Raw genomic sequence first — 16,664 nt, forward strand, 5'->3', positions numbered from 1 at the left:
CTAGTATTAAATAGCATTTGGAGGGCGTTGGATGATCTATAGAAAAGGACTGGTCGCGCTAATCATCGTGATATTGGCAGGTTGCTCGGTTGCGGATGAAGAGCAACAACAATCGCCGCAAGAACGGGATGTATTCGAACGGCGTAATACTGCACCTGATCCGGCGGATAATCGCCTGGCACCTCGCAGAGCGGAACAGGCATATGTACGGATCGCCCTCAACTGTATCAACAAACAATATCCCAACAAGATCAGCCATGTTCTAAACAGCGCGGATGATGTTGCGGAGCCGGTAAAGTTGACGCCCGTTTTTTATGGCTGTTTTGACTGGCACAGCGCGGTTCACGGCCATTGGTTGTTGACCCGTTTATGGGGGCAGGATCTGGTCCCGGAAATGGATGATGAGATTGCGGCAGCACTGGCAGCCAATTTTACGACCGAAAAAGTCGCTGGTGAACTGGCCTATTTTAATGGCGAAGGCCGCAAAGCGTTTGAGCGCCCCTATGGAATTGCTTGGTTTCTACAACTGACCGCCGAATTGCGTGAAATTGCGGATGGAAATAGTAGGAAAGCGGAGCAAGCCAAGGTCTGGCTTGCTCGACTGGAGCCCTTAGAAGCGGTAATCGTTGGAAATATCAAAGACTGGTTACCGAAATTGGCCTATCCGATCCGGCTGGGAACGCACAATCAGTCCGCCTTTGCATTTGGACTTTTCCTTGATTGGGCCGTGCGTAGTGGTGACGTCGAAATGGGCAATCTCGTGCGTGACAAGGCACGAAAATTCCATCGCAATGACCAAAATTGTCCTATGGCTTATGAACCTTCCGGGGAGGATTTTCTTTCTTCTTGCTTCATGGTCGCTGACTTGATGCGGCGGGTTATGGATGATGGTGAATATGCTGATTGGTTGTCGAAATTTTTACCCGCTATCCCGTCGGATGGCAGTGACAACTGGCTAGATGTTGGGATAGTCAACGATCCAACGGATGGGAAATTGGTGCATCTCGATGGCCTCAATCTTTCCCGCGCTTGGGCGCTGGAAGGTATTGCTTCTGCGCTGCCGGCAGATGATGCGCGTCGTGCATCGCTCCTTGCATCAGCGATGCTGCACGGAAATTCGGGAGAGGAGTCGGTGCGTACGCCGCACTATTCTGGCAGTCACTGGCTAGCCAGTTTTGCGACCTATTGGCGTACCCGTAGAGGTATTGACGAAGATGGCGGCAATCCGGCCTCGTGACAGCGGAATCGGCTCTTCGATCGGCCAATGATGCAGAGGCCCCGGCGGTTTCGCTGATTGATCGGATATTTCCCGTCAATCGGGATTTGGCAGCTAAATCGATGTTCGGGATATGGGGCGCATATTTCCTATTTGTGAGCAGCCGGTTTTTATATGTGACACAGACCAACGCCGATGCTTTGTTCGTTCAACGCATTTTGATGACCAGCATCTGCATTTTCTTCACTTGGATGCTCTATCGTATGCTCGTTGTCGTGCGCGGCAGCGGAATGGGGGCGGCAATATTTGTACTTTTCCTGCCGACAATGATCTTTGCCAATCTGATCGCCATTCTTGATCAAATTGTTTTCGATCATGATGCCGCTCTTTTTGACTTCACTTATCTTTTTGCTTTGCCGGACTTCGCTTCGTTCGATTGGGCTTATGCTCTGGATGAAGCTTTCACGCGCTATTTCATTTTGGCCAGCTGGGGCGCTTTATATCTGGCTTTTGCCCATAGTCAGGATGTGCAGCGGATGACCGCGCAAAGTCGGCAGATGGAGCTGGTGAATAGAGAGAGTGAATTGCGCGCATTGCGTTACCAATTAAACCCGCATTTCGTTTTTAATGCGCTGAATTCTGTAAGCAGTTTGATCATCGATCGGGAAAATGAACAAGCTGAAAAACTGGTGGATGATCTCGCGGACTATATGCGCGCGGTATTAACCGGCGGCGCGCAGGATATGATTGCGGTCGAGGAGGAAATTGCGCAACAGGTCCGCTATCTTGAGATAGAGAGGATGCGCTTTCCTGAACGACTGCATTATATTGTCGATATTGAGCCGGGTGCAATTGGTTGGAGTATCCCTGCGTTGATCATTCAACCGCTGATTGAAAATGCTGTGAAATATGGCATGTCGGGCACCGATCAGCCCGTTAAAATTATTATCTCGGTCAAGATCGAAGAAGATCGCCTGCGTATTAGCGTTACCAATGACGGGAGGGTAAAAAACCTGTCGGGAGATTCGCGAGACCAAGCTTCCGGTACCGGCACCGGCCTCACTAATATTCAGGATAGGTTGAGAGTATTATATGGCCAAAATGCCTCTTTTCTTCTGGCCAATAATAAGGATGGGATGGCCACTGCAACGATAGTCTTGCCTGACTCGTCCTTGATATTTCAGGATATCTGACGATGGCCGAAAAGCTATTATCTGTCCTGATTGTCGACGATGAACCCCTCGCGCGCGCGCGCCTTAAAGCCCTTTGTGAGCGTACCGCTCTTTTTGAAACCATTGAATTGGCCGACGGTGGTCACCAGGCCTTAGAGAAAATCAGGCAATCAAAGCCGGATATCCTTCTACTCGATGTCGATATGCCGGATTTGTCCGGGATTAAAGTAGCGAAATATTGTTCTGGATTGGTACGAATCCCAGAGATTATATTCACGACTGCACACAGTAAATATGCTGTTCAGGCGTTTCGGCTTGACGCTACTGATTATCTTTTAAAGCCGGTCAAGGAGGTATTGCTGCGTGAGGCTATCGCCCGTGCCAGCTTTAATATCGCGCGGGATGACACAGATCACGATTCGAGTGTCTCCCAGCGGCTTTGGGTGCAAGATGGAGCTGGCGCGTTGCAGTTGATGGTTGCCGATATTGAATGGATCGAGGCGGAACGAGATTATATGCGGTTGTATCTATCGGGTCGCAGTTATCTGGTGCACCAATCGATGGGTTCGCTGGAAAATCAATTGCCGGGCAATTTGTTCGTTCGTGTTCATCGCTCTGCGATCGTGCGACGGGATTGCATAGCGGAAGTGCGCCGAAAAGGGCGCAAGCGATTCATCATCCTGCATGATGGCAGCCAATTGCCTATCGGCCCGCGCTATGCGGACCGCGTCACTGGCACGGATCAGGCCGGCAGTTTGGGTGTATCGGAAACCGTAACGGAGTAACGGGGGACCGGAGCGGGTTGCATCATTCCGTCGACATCAACAAAACTTTGTCGTTCGACATTGTGCGGATGTTCTTTTGCTTCGGCCAGCGAAAGAACAGGCGCAAAGCAAATGTCTGTGCCTTCCATCAATTCACACCATTGGGAGCGCGTCTTGGTTTTGAACAGTCCGGTTAGTTTTTCTTTCAATGCAGACCATTGTCTTGGATCCATTTGGGCGTCGAAATCCGTGTCTTCGGAAAGGCCCATTACCTGTCGAAGTTGCGCATAAAATTGTGGTTCGATTGATCCGATAGAGATGAATTTGCCATCGGATGTTTCATAGGTGTCGTAGAAATGCGAGCCGGTGTCCAAAAGATTGACGCCGCGCTCGTCTCGCCATTGCCCGATATTGTGAAAGTCAAAAATCATGGCCATCAATGCGGCAGAACCGTCGCTCATGGCACAGTCGATCACTTGACCGGTGCCGCCCGTTTTGGCGTGGAGAAGTGCGGAAACCATGCCGAATGCGAGCATCATGCCGCCGCCGCCAAAATCGCCGACCATATTGATTGGCGGGGTTGGTTTTTCATTGGCCCGCCCGAAAGCATGCAAGGCACCGGAAATCGAGATGTAATTAATGTCGTGGCCTGCGGCGGGAGCGAGTGGACCATATTGTCCCCACCCGGTCATCCGACCGTAAACCAGTTTGGGATTATCCGCGAGCAACACATCCGGCCCTAGGCCGAGGCGTTCCATTACTCCGGGTCGAAAGCCTTCGATCAATCCATCGGCATTTTTTACCAGATTGCGGGCCTTTTCAATTCCCTCGTCCGATTTCAGATCAATTTCGACCAAATTCCGGGAGCGAGAGAGGGCGAGGCGCGGGTCCGGCGGACTGCCAGGACGGTGCAGAACGGTAACCGTGGCACCCTGGTCGGCAAGCATCATGCCGCAAAAGGGACCGGGACCGATCCCGGCAAATTCAATGATATTGATACCGGATAGTGGCCCTGCCATGTTCTGCTCCTCTTTAATCGTTTGATTAAACGGCACTATGCAGAGAAAGAATTCTAATCAAGCTTAATGTTGACGTGGGTACCGCAGTGGAGCGGAAGTGGCGGTTTTATCGCACAGGATAGGTTTTTTGTTGCGGTTGCCGCAGATATCGAGGCAATTCCGATTTTTTTTGTCCCACCGGCTTTCTGGCCAGCTTCGGATCAATCGGATGGTCAAAAGCGACGCCTAATCGGCCCTGAGCGACCCAAGCGACATGTCCGGTTACAAGACCGATATTACGTAATTCCATTTGCACTTTGTCACCCCGTTTGGCGAGTACCGATGCCTCTGCCATTAGTCCACCTGCGGATAGGTTGCGGACTCGTACTTCGCCGCAATTGTCGCCATCAATGAAGCGTAGCTCTGCTTTTAGAAACAGGCTGTCCCGGTCAAGCGCGCGCTTTGGATGCTCAACGGCCTGGCTATTCATTTTTAGGCTATCGTCAAAAGTTTCTTTCATGGGCTTCCCGCAGTGTTTTAGGCAAAACATATTTTCAACGGAGAGTATAAGCTAGAATTCGTGCAAATTTGGTTAATGTCTCAGATTTCTAGCGCCCATAATATGAGCCGGTCGCGAGGTAATCGCCCCGTTCTCAAAGATGGTTCAAAATGTAAGCTTTATTTATATCGGAAGCTACTGGTCGCGCGAGATTTTCTCGTTCCGTTCATGCGCCTCTTGTGCTTCGACGGTCATCGTAGCGATCGGACGGGCTTTCAGCCGGTCGAGGGAAATTGGTTCACCAGTGACTTGGCAATAACCATATTCACCTTCTTCAATGCGCCGCAATGCTGCGTCAATTTTGGAGGTTAGCTTCCGTTGACGATCGCGGGTTCGCAGCTCGAGGCCCCAATCTGTTTCACTGGATGCTCGATCATTCAAGTCAGCTTCTTGAATGGGCCCATCCTGCAGATGAGCTAGGGTTTCTTTCGATTCTTCGATAATCCCCTGCTTCCATTTTTGCAGGGCTTGCGTAAAATAGACGAGTTGACGTTCGTTCATGAACTCCTCGTCCTCGCTCGGATCATAACCTTCTGGAAGGGTCAGGTTTGCACCATTTGCGCTACTTTTTGTCGATGCTTTCTTTACCGAGGATGCCAACATACTCTCCAAACATCTGCCCAGCCCGAATCCGGGCGGCCGTGATCATCTACACGGCGGGGCTATACCCAGCGTACTTATTGGAAACAAGGCGCAAAATGACGGATTATTCAATATTTCAAAATCAGTGAAATTTGGGGTATAAATAATTGGCAGAAACGTTTATCGCAGCGGGATTGAACGGAACAGGACTTTCGTCCGAATATTGAAATAGGGTGATTTTGTTTGGGTTTTGACTAGGAATTCAATCGCAGGTGGTTCCAAATTGGGACATTAACCGCGATTGGAAACGATTTGTTAAGATTTTTTTGTATTTTACACGAAGAAACAATGTAAATGTAATTGTAGTTTACCATTTCTTCTGTCTTTCCGGTTATGTTGGCAAAGCGGATAAGGGCAGACTAGCGTTTTGATGTTGGCTTACTGATCACATGCTCAGTGAATGAGAGATTAAATTATGTCGGTACGGATGGCTTTAGCAAAATTATGCGCTTGTACTGGCGCAGGAGCCTTGATTGGCGGTGGTGCTGTGCATGTCTCCGAGGCACCCAAGGCACCTTATGTTAAGAAGCTCAACAAAAAGAAGCCGGTTCGGGCTCGCGTTGTTCGGCAAAGCAAACCGCGTAAGATAAAACGCACTCGGCGTACGGTGACCAAAACTGTGACAGCTTGTCCACCGGCGGTGGTTACAGTTGCGCAGCCTGTTCCCCTGCCACCCTATGTCGTACCACCTCCACCGGTTTATGTGGGCAGCAGCTCTACCGGCGGTTCGACGGGCGGATATAGTTCAACAGGCGGATATAGTTCGACCGGTTCCACGGGTGGTTATGGTTCTTCCAGTTTCGGCGGTACCAGCACGTCAACCAGTTCTTCGAGCAGTACATCCAGTTCTACGAGTTCATCTTCTAGCACGAGTACGAGCACCAGTTCCTCGTCGGGTGGTACTACGAGTAGCTCGACTGGCGGAATGGATGTACCGGCGCCGCCAATTGTCTTGCTTTTTGGTGCAGCAGCGGCCGCTCTGTTTGCCCGCCGCCGTAAAGCAAAAAAGGCGACCTCCGCTTAAGCAGCTTGAAATTCTAGATATGAAGAAGCGGCTGGTGCATTCCGGTCGCTTTTTTCTTTGCGGTCTTGCAAGTGAAACATACGCTCGGCATAGGCATTTGCTATGCATGATATAAAATATATTCGCGAAAATCCGGAAGTTTTTGACGCTGCACTTGCAAGACGCGGAGCTGAACCGGCTGCCCAGATTTTGCTGGCGCTTGACGAGCAAAGTCGTGCGCTGAAAACCCAACTGCAGGATGGCCAGGCCCGTCGCAACGAGGCGTCCAAATCTATTGGCAAAGCCAAGGGACAGGGCGACGAAGAAACCGCGCAGGCGTTGATGGCGGAAGTCGCGGAACTGAAAAGTAAAATGCCAGAGATCGAGGAACAAGAGCGGGAAGTTTCTGGTCGATTGCAGAATATACTTGGGGCGTTGCCGAACCTTCCGGCTGATGACGTGCCGATTGGCGATGATGAGGATGAAAATGTTGAGGTCGAACGCTGGGGAATGCCTCGTGTGTTCGATTTTCCGGTCCGGGAGCATAGCGATATTGGACCTGATCTCGGCCTGGATTTCGAAACGGCCGCTTCTATGTCTGGTGCCCGCTTTGCCTTTTTACGCGGGCAGATGGCACGATTGCAGCGCGCAATTGGTCAATATATGCTTGATCAGCAGACCATGGAGAACGGATTTCAAGAGTGCGCACCCCCTGTGCTCGTGCGCGATCATGCTATGTTTGGTACCGGCCAGCTACCAAAGTTTTCTGAAGATTCGTTTCAGACGACCGAAGGCCATTGGCTAATCCCGACCGCAGAGGTCAGTCTCACGAACAGTGTGAGCGGGCAGATATTGGACGAAGGGCAGTTGCCGATCCGGTTGACCGCACTCACTCCTTGCTTCCGCAGCGAAGCGGGCTCTGCAGGGAAAGATACCAAAGGTCTTATCCGTCAACACCAGTTCGAGAAGGTTGAGATGGTCGCTATTGTGCATCCCGATACCAGCGATGACGAACATCTCCGGATGACCGAGGCTGCCGAATCGATCCTCAAGGCGCTTGAACTGCCTTATCGAAAAATGCTGCTCTGCACGGGTGATATGGGAGCAACGGCGCGTAAGACATATGATCTGGAAGTCTGGTTGCCGGGACAGGATACCTATCGAGAGATTTCGAGTGTCTCGGTCTGTGGAGAATATCAGGCACGGCGAATGAATGCGCGTTTCCGGCCAGAAGGGGAGTCCAAGGGCACGCAATTTGTCCACACGCTAAACGGCTCTGGTTTGGCAGTCGGTCGGACGTTGGTCGCAGTTGTCGAAAATTATCAGCAAGCGGATGGTTCCGTCACAATTCCGACTGCGTTGCTACCCTATATGGGTGGCATTGAAAAACTGGAGCCCGCGTGATGCGTATATTGTTGACCAACGACGATGGGTTCGACGCGCCGGGCATGAAAATTCTGTTCGACATCGCGTCGCATTTTTCCAACGATATCTGGATTGTCGCTCCATCGGATGAAAATTCCGGGGCCGGTCACTCTTTGACGCTTACCCGTCCTTTGAGAATCCGCAAGCGGGGCGATCAACAATATTCGGTTGATGGAACGCCAACCGACAGTGTGATGATGGCGGTTGCCAAGATCATGAAAGACGGCCCGCCTGACCTCATCCTTTCTGGAGTCAATCGTGGGGCCAATCTGGGTGAGGATGTAACATATTCGGGCACTGTTTCGGCTGCAATGGAAGGCGCATTGGCCGGCATTCCATCAATTGCGCTCAGCCAAGCCTATGCGCGCGAGGACATTGGTGCCAATGTGCCGTTTGAAGCTGCGTTGCAATGGGGAGAGCGGGTGCTGCGCCCTCTGATCAAGGAACGCATGGACCACCGGACGTTGGTGAATATCAATTTTCCGGCGCTTCCTGCCGGTGACGTGAAGGGCGTGCAGGTCGTATCGCAAGGCATCCGCGACTACGGTCGTCTGCAGATTGTCAGTAACCGTGATCCGCGTGGTTTTGAATATCACTGGTTCGGTCTGGGCCCCATGGTGGAAACGCCAGCGCATAGCACAGATTTGGAAGCGATCGCTGACGGCTATGTCTCGATCACGCCGCTCCACTTAGACCTGACCCACTATGAGTCTATGGATGGTCTGAAAAAACTCTATCCCTGATGGCGAACCTTTGTGCTTCGAATCTGGCCTGTTTTGAGCAGGGGCTGGCAAGCTGTTATTTTGCTGCTAATAGCGTTCTACCGAGGAGAAGAGTTGGTTAATGGGATCATGTCTGCGTCATATTGCGATCCTGATGTTGCTCTTAGGTGTTACGGCCTGTATTCCTCCTGCGCGCGATGACTATGCGCCACCGCCACCTCAACCTCAATTGCTGACAGACCCTGCTGTTCTTGGCACTGTTCCGGAACAGGCACCGCTGTCGACATGGCAGTCGAAACCCGCGACGGCTGATGCCCAGCGGGTGGAATCAGGCACATATATTGTGCAGCCTGGGGACACGTTGCGGGGAATTGCCAACAAGACCGGTGCGGGATCCCAGATTATTGCAGCGGCCAACGGATTGGTTGCCCCCTATATTATACGTTCCGGCCAACGTCTCAAAATTACCGGTGGGCGCTATCATGCGGTCAATTCCGGGGAGACTGGTATTGCGATTGCCCAGGCCTATGGCGCGCCATGGCGTGAAGTGGTGGCGCTAAATGCTCTCGAAGAACCTTATATTCTGCGAGTAGGCCAGAAGCTGTTGCTACCGGATTCCACGCCTATCGACCCTTCTAATATGAGTATTGAACAACGTGCTGCCGCCTTTTCCCTGGATATCGACGATATTGTTACCGGTAGTCAGCCAGCGTTGGCTGATAGTGCGGACACTGGAGAGCCATCCGAGTGGCGGAAAGCGATCACACCCAATAAAACTGTTGTCGTATCGGCTGGTTTCTCCGGGCGGTTCCTATGGCCTGTGGATGGGAGCGTCATATCGAGCTTTGGTAGCAAAGGCGGTGGCAAGGTCAATGACGGGCTCAACATCGGTGTTGCCAAGGGTACCCCGATACGGGCGTCTGCTGGCGGGGTGATTGCATATAGTGGAGACGAAATTGGCGTATTTGGCGGCTTGATCCTGATCAACCACGGATCTGGCTGGGTTACCGCTTATGGCCATGCCGACAAGCTTAATGTGACCCGTGGGCAAGAGGTCAAGGCGGGTGAGGTTATCGGTCTTGCCGGTGAAAGCGGTTATGTTGAAGAACCGCAGCTGCATTTCGAGATTCGGAAGGACCGCAAGCCGGTTGATCCGAAAATTCATCTGCCGAAGCGGGGTTGAATTGGTTATGGCAAACAGCAACAACCGCAAATTTTCAGACTATTTCACCCTTCGGAGGCGACCGAGCTTGCCGATATGGGCGGATATTGCCTGGCGGGTGTTCTTTGTCCTTGCTCTCATGGGCATGGCGGTGGCGGTACATTATTTTGACCGCAATGGTCTGCAGGATAGTTATGACGGCGACGTCAGTTTTCTGGACGTCCTCTATTTCACGATGATCTCTATCACCACGACCGGCTATGGCGACATCGTACCGGTCACCGAACGGGCGCGGATGTTCGATGCGCTGGTTGTGACTCCTATTCGCATCTTCGTCGTGCTAATCTTTGTCGGCACGGCCTATAATTTTGTTTTCAAACGAACCTGGGACAATTGGCGCATGAAACTGATCCAAAGCAATTTGCACGACCATATTGTGATCGCTGGCTATGGGACGAGCGGTAGCGAAGCGGTGCAAGAGCTGCTCGCACGCGGTACCAATCCGGAAGAGATTGTCGTGATCGACACGTCGGATGATGCCTTGTCGCAGGCGGAGAAGCTTGGCTGTGCGGTGATCAATGGAGATGCCACCCGCGACAATGCGTTGATGGACGTGAAGATATCCCGCGCGCGCTCGTTGATCGTTTCGGCCGGTCGCGATGACACCAGCATATTGATCGTCCTTACCGCCCGGCATCTGGCCTATCATCTGCCGATCAGCGTATCGATCAAGGCTGCGGATAACGAGCTGTTGGCGCGACAGGCCGGGGCGACGACCGTTATAAACCCGGTCAGTTTTGCAGGCCTGCTGCTTGCGGGCAGTTGCGAAGGGGCCAAGATTTCCGACTATCTCAGCGACCTTGCCTCCGCTACCGGCCGGGTCAAGCTAATCCAGCGGGCCGTCACCGAGGCGGAAGTCGGGATGGCGATGAGCGACGTCGTCGGCACCGGATTGGGTGTCCGGATCTACCGGGACGACGCCGTGATCGGCTTTTGGGAGCCGGAAGCCAAGAAGCTCGAAGCAGGGGACGTGATCGTCGAGATCATCCCTGGCAATGGCGCCGACAAAGCCGATAAAGAGGCCGCCTTAAAGACCTGAGTCAGGCCTGCTTTTTGTGCATTGGCTAAGCGGGCATCGCATTGTTATGCCCGGTCGTAGGCCAATTGGATCCAGCCCTTCACCTCCGTGTCGATATCCGCCGTTGTCTCCAACCGGACGCGATGGCTGCACATCGTGTTATAGCTCTCCAACCGCCCCGCCGCCGCTTCGCCCTTTAGCGCGAGGCCAAGGTCGATCCGGGTCTTGGTCGCAGCGGTGATCAATGCGAATTGCTTTGACCGGCGGAGGCTGACCGAGGTTTTCTTGGGCGCGATTTCTACGTCGTCGCCCAGAGATTGCGCATAGGCTATGATCGCATCATGTACCGGCTTAAGCGCTGCCTTGGCCCCGGCATATTGCGCGGCCACCAGATCGTCCGCACCTACCGGTTCCGCGTTCAACGCATGATGGGCAACGAGATTGGCAAAGCCATGAGTCATGGCGTGCTCGGTTTTCAGCATCTTGACGATCTGTCCGTGCTTCTTAAGGCCCGATGCAGCAGCGATTTTCAGCCAGTCCGCGAGCGGTTTGCCGGTCTTCTCCGGCATATTCGCGATCATGCTTGCGGCCATTTCCTCCGGTGTCGCCATGGTTCGGTGCTCCCTATCCCAGCCAGGCGTGGACCGCGCCCATTGCGGTATAGAAGAGCAGCCAATAGCCCGCATCGATGAAGAACAGGGTCTTGCTCTTTTGCGAGAAGAGATAGTTGGTCCCGATCGCTGGCACGATGAAACCGAGCGCCACACCAAAGGCGGTCAGCACTTTTACCGTGAAGGACAGGTCCACGGCATAGGTCGCGAATGTATGGGCCAATGTCCAGGAAGCGACCAGGCTGAAAGCAAAGGCTCCGCCGTAAATCTTGCCCATGCTGCCTTCTTTGATCTGGTCTTCGGTCAGGCCGACTGCGCCCATCCATTTCTTGCCCATGACGGGGCCGTACCAGATGCCACCGACCAGAAAGCCTGCCAGCGCCGCGACAACCACTGCAATCCAATTCACATCGAAAATATCCATATCATCCTCCTCCTGTTTCGGTCCGGGGATGCTGCACCTGTGGGAGCATGCTCCGCGGATCAGCGTCATTTATATGCCCGGATCGGCCATTCGACAAGTTTGGGGGCAAAGCGACGAATGGCGCAGCTGTCATATCTGGCGTGACTCGCTGGCAAAACACGCCTAAAGCGCCCGCAATATGGCAACTGAAATTCCTTCTCCGCCCAAAGTGGGCATGGTCTCGCTTGGCTGTCCCAAGGCCCTGGTCGACAGCGAACGCATTCTGACGCAGCTGCGCTCGGACGGCTATGACCTGTCGGCCGACTATGCCGGTGCCGATGTCGTGCTGGTCAACACCTGCGGTTTTCTGGACAGCGCCAAGGAAGAGAGCCTGGAAGCCATTGGCGAAGCAATGGCCGAAAATGGCCGCGTGGTCGTCACCGGCTGCATGGGCAATGAAGCCGATATGATCATGGATCGCTTCCCCGATGTGCTCGCGGTGACCGGCGCGCATCAATATGAAGATGTCGTCACGGCGGTCCATGCAGCGGCTCCGGCGGCACGCGGCGCCTTCGTTGATCTGGTCCCCGAGGCTGGTCTGAAACTGACCCCGCGCCATTATAGCTATCTCAAAATTTCCGAAGGCTGTAACCATCGTTGCTCCTTCTGCATCATCCCCAGCCTGCGCGGCGATCTGGTCAGCCGCCGTCCCGACGCGATCCTGCGCGAAGCGGAGAAGCTGGTCGCGGCGGGCACCAAAGAATTGCTCGTCATCAGCCAGGATACTTCGGCCTATGGTGTCGATATCCGGCACCAGCCGCGCCAATGGAATGGCCCGACCGGACAGGGCCGCGACGTCCGCGCCCATATGACTGATCTCGCCGCCGCGCTGGGTGAGCTGCGGACAGCAGAGGGGCAGGGCATCTGGACCCGGCTCCACTATGTCTATCCCTATCCCCATGTCGACAAGGTCATCCCGCTGATGGCCGAGGGCAAGATTACCCCCTATCTCGACATTCCCTTTCAGCATGCTGCACCCAATGTCCTGAAACGGATGAAGCGCCCGGCCAATGAAGCCAAGGTGCTGCAGCGGGTCAAAAACTGGCGCGATATCTGTCCCGATCTCACCATCCGCTCGACCTTTGTTGTCGGCTTCCCGGGCGAGACGGAAGACGACTTCAAATATCTGCTCGACTGGCTCGAAGAAGCGCAGCTCGACCGTGTCGGAGCCTTCCGCTTTGAACCCGTAGAAGGAGCGGAAGCCAATGCGCTTGACGGTGCCTTGCCCGAAGAGGTCAAGGAAGAGCGATATCAGCGGATCATGGAAGTGACCGCCCGGATCAGCGCCGCGAAGCTGACCGCCAAAGTCGGTCGGACTCTGCCCGTCATCATCGACGAAATTGGCGCGCCGGATGAAGATGGCGATATTGGTGCCACCGCCCGTAGCGAAGCCGATGCGCCGGAAATTGACGGCAATGTCTTCCTCCGCAATGTTAGCGCCGATCTGTCCGTCGGCGATATCATCGACGCGACGATTGAAGATGCCGACGAACATGATCTGTTCGGGGTTGCGGCGTCCTAGGAGGAGCCGTTCAACATCATCCGTTCGTCCTGAGCCTGTCGAGCCGCAGGCCACCGCAGGTGAAAGACCATTTGCGGATGGGTTGTTCATAAAAATCACGCCCATCGCCCACCCGAAATTGACAAAGTTTACACAGTCATAGATTCATTTCCTTTTCCCGCCGCCAGCGCGCCCACGGCGGCGATGTCGGCGGCCATTTCGGCGCGGTCGACCAGCGCGCAGATCAGCGCATCATCGGTGGTGCCGGTGGCTTTGGCGACGAGCCCGGGCACTTGGCGCTCCATCTCGGCGGCATCTTCGGGGGTCATGCGGTAATAGTCGGGCGGTCCGTCATTGTCTGGCCAGGTGAGCGCGTAAAATTCCGCGCCTTCCTCCTCCTCGTCATCCTCCTGCACTGGCCCTCCGCGCGCCTCGGACTCGGCGGCCCGTATCGCCAGCTCCTCCTCGGTCGGCGTGGCGATTAGCGGCGCGGTGTCTTCGCCGGCGCCAATGGCATTCAGCATATCGCCAAAGCGCGCCGCGCCGCGTTGTGCCGGGATTTGCTCGGCGACCTTGTCGAGCCGCGCCAGCAGCGCGAGCAGCAAACGGCTGTCATAGCGCCGCCGCGTCGCGACCACCTCGCCATGATAGAAAATCTCTTCCTCGACGCCTTCAATCGCCCGTTCCTGCAACTTGTCCTGCGCCTCCTCCCGCGCCAGCACCAGCGCAGCCAGCCACGCCCGCGCAAAATCCGGATCGCGCCGTTTTAGCGCATAGGCCGATTGCCGCGTCCGCTGCACAAAATAGGCCGACGCCCCGACATTGCCCGTCTGCGCGAGGGCCTCGAGAAATTTGACGCGCAGTTCCCGGTGCCAGCCATCGTGACGGCCGGTGGGGTTGTGCTCCGCGCTTGAAGCGGAGCTCTGCGCGTCCGCAGAACCGCCGGTGCCCGGGCCACAGGGCTCCGCGTCAGGCGCGGAGCACAGCGAGGACTTTACTCCATCCCCATCCGTTCGTCCTGAGCTTGTCGAAGGACCTCTATCGTCCGAACATAGTCGTTCACCTGCGGTGGCCTGCGACTCGACAGGCTCAGGACGAACGGATTTATCCGGAGCATCCTCCCCACCGTCCCCCGTCGCTTCACCCCGCACCACCCGCAAGCGGTGAATAAATTCATCCTGAAATGTCATAGGTTTTACTCCTTTTAAGGGACCATTCTGGCCGCAGCACAGCGGTGCGGCGGGTTAGAAATGGTTTGCTAAATGGAACAAATATAACCTATTTGGTGTAGTGTAGGAAAGAGGTGTGCCGATTGGAAGCTAACCGCGACAACGGAAATTATTTGTTAGAGAGAATATTGATTGCTCGCTTTACACCAAGCTTACTCAATTTCTTGAAAACACTCGGCTGTTTCTCGATAATGATTTCAAAGGGTACCTGCGCTTTTACGGCATATGGTCTGAGGAGCGTTCCCCAGGCTAATTTTGATAACTGCACCAGCATAAGTGATCTGAAAACATGTGGTGAATTGTGATCGAAATTGTCCAAAATTTCACCTTCTTTGATCAACGCACTCAGCCATTCCGAAGAGATGCTGCTAATTTTTTCCAGTTCAGATGGTTTGGGTGGTTTTGGTTGCGTAGAATGTGCGATACGATTCCGCATCTTTCGAAGTTCATCAAAAAAAACTAAGTCATTCTCGTCAATAAACCCGGCTAAAGATGCGATCTTAAGTCGCTTGTTGAAATCCCCGATGGGCCCCAAAGGCCCCAAAAGAGCTTTAATTTGTAGTCGAGCGCGGTCATCTCTCAGGAACATTGCTTTCAAAAGTTCGTCAGCAATTGCAATACAGGCGAGGATCGAATTTTCAATCGAAGCACTCTCCAACTGACATAGCTCCAGTTCGAAGTGATCATAGTCAAAGTCTAGTTGTGAAGTTTCTTCATCAATCAGTTCCGCTCGACGTCTTTGAAATGCCTTTGAATAATTTCTATGGACCTGAATTGCGGTTTTCTCGACGTCATCCAGTTTAAGATCGGCAATATCTTTATCCATATTTTTGATTATCACCGTCCTCGAATTGTGGAATGATGGCGACAGGTGCCACTGTTTCCTATCTAACCGACCAACTTTTCCCGACGGCATCAACCGCTTTCAAAAGCGCTTTCTTGCTCTCCGTCCGGCGTTTGCCGGAATTTTGCGGCAGATCGGTTATGCCGGACACGGCTTTGCGGCGTGCGACATCGCGTGCGAATATGGCGAGCGGCACAGGCTTGCGTTTATTCTTCAAGATTTTCGACGCCATGGGAGCCATTCGTTTCCTGTCTGATCCGCTTTTCCATATAGACCTTGTCGGCGTCGGGATAAAGCGCGAACAGCTTTTGCGCCTGCTCCAGCATTTCTGGCGCGGTGCCGGAAGCAAACTGGCCCATGCGGTCGGCGATAATATCCTCAACAGAAATCACCTGGGCAACTTCATCTTGGCCGGCGTCGATCAGTTGCAGCCTTTCGGCATCACTATTGCCATCGAGCACCGTAGAGCCGACGACTTCGAAGCCCAAGCCAAGTTCCGGATGAATCCATCCGCGCGTTGCGATGCCGGGGCCGGAAGGACGTACAAAGCCATATTCCTGGAGCAGAGCTTCAAATTCTGACTGGCGTGGTGTGACAATGTCGAAGTCGCCGGTCGTGACCGCGCTGCCTGAATAAAGTTCAACTGCTGCGCCACCCACCAGAACTGGTGCCCGCAGGCCTTTGGCCTTCATCGCCCTGCTGACTTTCGCGAATAGCCGCAGGGCAGCTTCATATTCTGCGCGGTAACCTGTCATGACGTGCCTTCCTCGGAGCCTGTCGTTTGGCAGTATCGTGCTTCTTCGGTCGCGATGCAAGGTCTGACCGAAATAGCAAAGCCCTCACCCCAACCCCGTAACACCCAACAAGCAAACCCCAAATGCATAGCCCAGCGCTCCGTACACCCCCGCCCGGAACACCGGATAGGGAATGCGCGCTTTATGGGGGTAGCCGATCGGGTGGACGACGGTTTGCATCTCGCCGATCACCGGCGTGGGAAAGGGCGTGTAGAGCGGGTCGCGGACCTCGATAAAGCCGCCGCGTTCATCGGGGACCAGCAATATCGCGCTATACATGGTCGCGCCGCCGCGCTTTGCGCGTTGATGGCGGACGATCTGGGCGGGCACGCGGCGGGTGCCATTGCGGATGAACAGCAGATCGCTGCGTAGCATCAGCGCCAGTCCCGCTCCCGCCAATATCAGGCCGATCAAGAGAAAATAGCTTTCGATGGCGCGGCGCTAACATGCTTTTGTTGGGCTGTTAAGAGCCGTCTCCCGC

At 54.1% G+C, this 16,664-nt stretch carries 19 protein-coding genes; 9 read left to right on the plus strand and 10 right to left on the minus strand.

What is annotated here, in order from left to right; all coding sequences use genetic code 11:
- The first annotated feature begins 31 nt into the window (after positions 1-31).
- From ABJG22_RS04140 to ABJG22_RS04150, 3 genes are read left to right on the plus strand one after another with little or no spacing between them, the layout of a single operon-like run.
- Positions 32-1,237, plus strand: a complete 1,206-nt coding sequence (locus ABJG22_RS04140) for a DUF2891 domain-containing protein (RefSeq protein ID WP_348018980.1) — start codon at positions 32-34, stop codon at positions 1,235-1,237.
- A complete protein-coding gene (locus tag ABJG22_RS04145) occupies positions 1,234-2,409 on the plus strand; it encodes a histidine kinase (protein ID WP_348018981.1) in 1,176 nt (391 codons plus the stop codon). The genes ABJG22_RS04140 and ABJG22_RS04145 overlap by 4 nt, the downstream gene beginning before the upstream one ends.
- A 2-nt stretch (positions 2,410-2,411) precedes the next feature.
- Positions 2,412-3,173 carry a LytTR family DNA-binding domain-containing protein gene (locus ABJG22_RS04150; RefSeq protein ID WP_348018982.1) on the plus strand — a complete coding sequence of 254 codons (762 nt, stop codon included), beginning with the start codon at positions 2,412-2,414 and terminating at the stop codon, positions 3,171-3,173.
- Here the strand turns inward: ABJG22_RS04150 and ABJG22_RS04155 are convergent.
- The 3 genes from ABJG22_RS04155 to dksA form a co-directional block, all read right to left on the minus strand.
- Positions 3,131-4,171, minus strand: a complete 1,041-nt coding sequence (locus ABJG22_RS04155) for a CaiB/BaiF CoA-transferase family protein (RefSeq protein ID WP_348018983.1) — start codon at positions 4,169-4,171, stop codon at positions 3,131-3,133. The two genes, ABJG22_RS04150 and ABJG22_RS04155, sit on opposite strands and share 43 nt — an antisense overlap.
- A gap of 106 nt (positions 4,172-4,277) precedes the next feature.
- A complete protein-coding gene (locus ABJG22_RS04160) occupies positions 4,278-4,640 on the minus strand; it encodes a PilZ domain-containing protein (RefSeq protein ID WP_348018984.1) in 363 nt (120 codons plus the stop codon).
- Positions 4,641-4,844: 204 nt separating this feature from the next.
- Positions 4,845-5,312 carry an RNA polymerase-binding protein DksA gene (gene dksA, locus ABJG22_RS04165; protein ID WP_348018985.1) on the minus strand — a complete coding sequence of 156 codons (468 nt, stop codon included), beginning with the start codon at positions 5,310-5,312 and terminating at the stop codon, positions 4,845-4,847.
- 466 nt (positions 5,313-5,778) lie between these two features.
- On the opposite strand from dksA, the gene ABJG22_RS04170 reads away from it, so the two are divergent.
- From ABJG22_RS04170 to ABJG22_RS04190, 5 genes are all read left to right on the plus strand, one after another.
- Positions 5,779-6,375, plus strand: coding sequence for a PEP-CTERM sorting domain-containing protein (locus ABJG22_RS04170; RefSeq protein WP_348018986.1), 597 nt, complete (start codon positions 5,779-5,781; stop codon positions 6,373-6,375).
- 102 nt (positions 6,376-6,477) lie between these two features.
- Complete coding sequence (gene serS, locus ABJG22_RS04175) at positions 6,478-7,758, plus strand: serine--tRNA ligase (RefSeq protein WP_348018987.1); 1,281 nt, start codon at positions 6,478-6,480, stop codon at positions 7,756-7,758.
- Positions 7,758-8,522, plus strand: a complete 765-nt coding sequence (gene surE / locus ABJG22_RS04180; protein WP_348018988.1) for a 5'/3'-nucleotidase SurE — start codon at positions 7,758-7,760, stop codon at positions 8,520-8,522. Before serS ends, surE begins: the two co-directional genes overlap by 1 nt.
- A 133-nt stretch (positions 8,523-8,655) precedes the next feature.
- Entirely contained in the window at positions 8,656-9,684 is a 1,029-nt protein-coding gene (locus tag ABJG22_RS04185) for a M23 family metallopeptidase (protein ID WP_348018989.1), read from the plus strand.
- Positions 9,685-9,691: 7 nt separating this feature from the next.
- Positions 9,692-10,762: a potassium channel family protein gene (locus ABJG22_RS04190; protein WP_348018990.1), complete on the plus strand. Its 1,071-nt coding sequence runs from the start codon at positions 9,692-9,694 to the stop codon at positions 10,760-10,762.
- A gap of 44 nt (positions 10,763-10,806) precedes the next feature.
- Here the strand turns inward: ABJG22_RS04190 and ABJG22_RS04195 are convergent, their stop codons facing one another.
- Together ABJG22_RS04195 and ABJG22_RS04200 are read right to left on the minus strand one after the other, a co-directional pair.
- The gene (locus ABJG22_RS04195; RefSeq protein ID WP_348018991.1) at positions 10,807-11,352 is read right to left on the minus strand and encodes a DUF4287 domain-containing protein; all 546 of its coding nucleotides are present in this window, start codon (positions 11,350-11,352) and stop codon (positions 10,807-10,809) included.
- A gap of 13 nt (positions 11,353-11,365) precedes the next feature.
- On the minus strand, positions 11,366-11,776 hold the full coding sequence (locus tag ABJG22_RS04200) for a DUF1761 domain-containing protein (RefSeq protein ID WP_348018992.1): 411 nt from the start codon (positions 11,774-11,776) through the stop codon (positions 11,366-11,368).
- A 178-nt stretch (positions 11,777-11,954) separates the two neighbouring features.
- Here ABJG22_RS04200 and rimO point away from each other — a divergent pair, with 178 nt between their 5' ends.
- Positions 11,955-13,337: a 30S ribosomal protein S12 methylthiotransferase RimO gene (rimO, locus tag ABJG22_RS04205; protein WP_348018993.1), complete on the plus strand. Its 1,383-nt coding sequence runs from the start codon at positions 11,955-11,957 to the stop codon at positions 13,335-13,337.
- Positions 13,338-13,465: 128 nt separating this feature from the next.
- On the opposite strand, the gene ABJG22_RS04210 is transcribed toward rimO, so the two are convergent.
- From ABJG22_RS04210 to ABJG22_RS04230, 5 genes are all read right to left on the minus strand, one after another.
- Positions 13,466-14,506, minus strand: a complete 1,041-nt coding sequence (locus ABJG22_RS04210) for a hypothetical protein (RefSeq protein WP_348018994.1) — start codon at positions 14,504-14,506, stop codon at positions 13,466-13,468.
- Between the two features lie 148 nt (positions 14,507-14,654).
- The gene (locus ABJG22_RS04215) at positions 14,655-15,371 is read right to left on the minus strand and encodes a hypothetical protein (protein ID WP_348018995.1); all 717 of its coding nucleotides are present in this window, start codon (positions 15,369-15,371) and stop codon (positions 14,655-14,657) included.
- 58 nt (positions 15,372-15,429) lie between these two features.
- The gene (locus ABJG22_RS04220) at positions 15,430-15,621 is read right to left on the minus strand and encodes a hypothetical protein (protein ID WP_348018996.1); all 192 of its coding nucleotides are present in this window, start codon (positions 15,619-15,621) and stop codon (positions 15,430-15,432) included.
- The gene (locus ABJG22_RS04225) at positions 15,596-16,144 is read right to left on the minus strand and encodes a hypothetical protein (protein ID WP_348018997.1); all 549 of its coding nucleotides are present in this window, start codon (positions 16,142-16,144) and stop codon (positions 15,596-15,598) included. The genes ABJG22_RS04220 and ABJG22_RS04225 overlap by 26 nt, the downstream gene beginning before the upstream one ends.
- Before the next feature lie 84 nt (positions 16,145-16,228).
- Positions 16,229-16,597, minus strand: a complete 369-nt coding sequence (locus ABJG22_RS04230; RefSeq protein WP_348018998.1) for a hypothetical protein — start codon at positions 16,595-16,597, stop codon at positions 16,229-16,231.
- Between the last annotated feature and the right edge of the window lie 67 nt (positions 16,598-16,664).

Source organism: Parasphingorhabdus sp. (assembly GCF_039939955.1).
Taxonomy (GTDB): Bacteria; Pseudomonadota; Alphaproteobacteria; order Sphingomonadales; family Sphingomonadaceae; genus Parasphingorhabdus.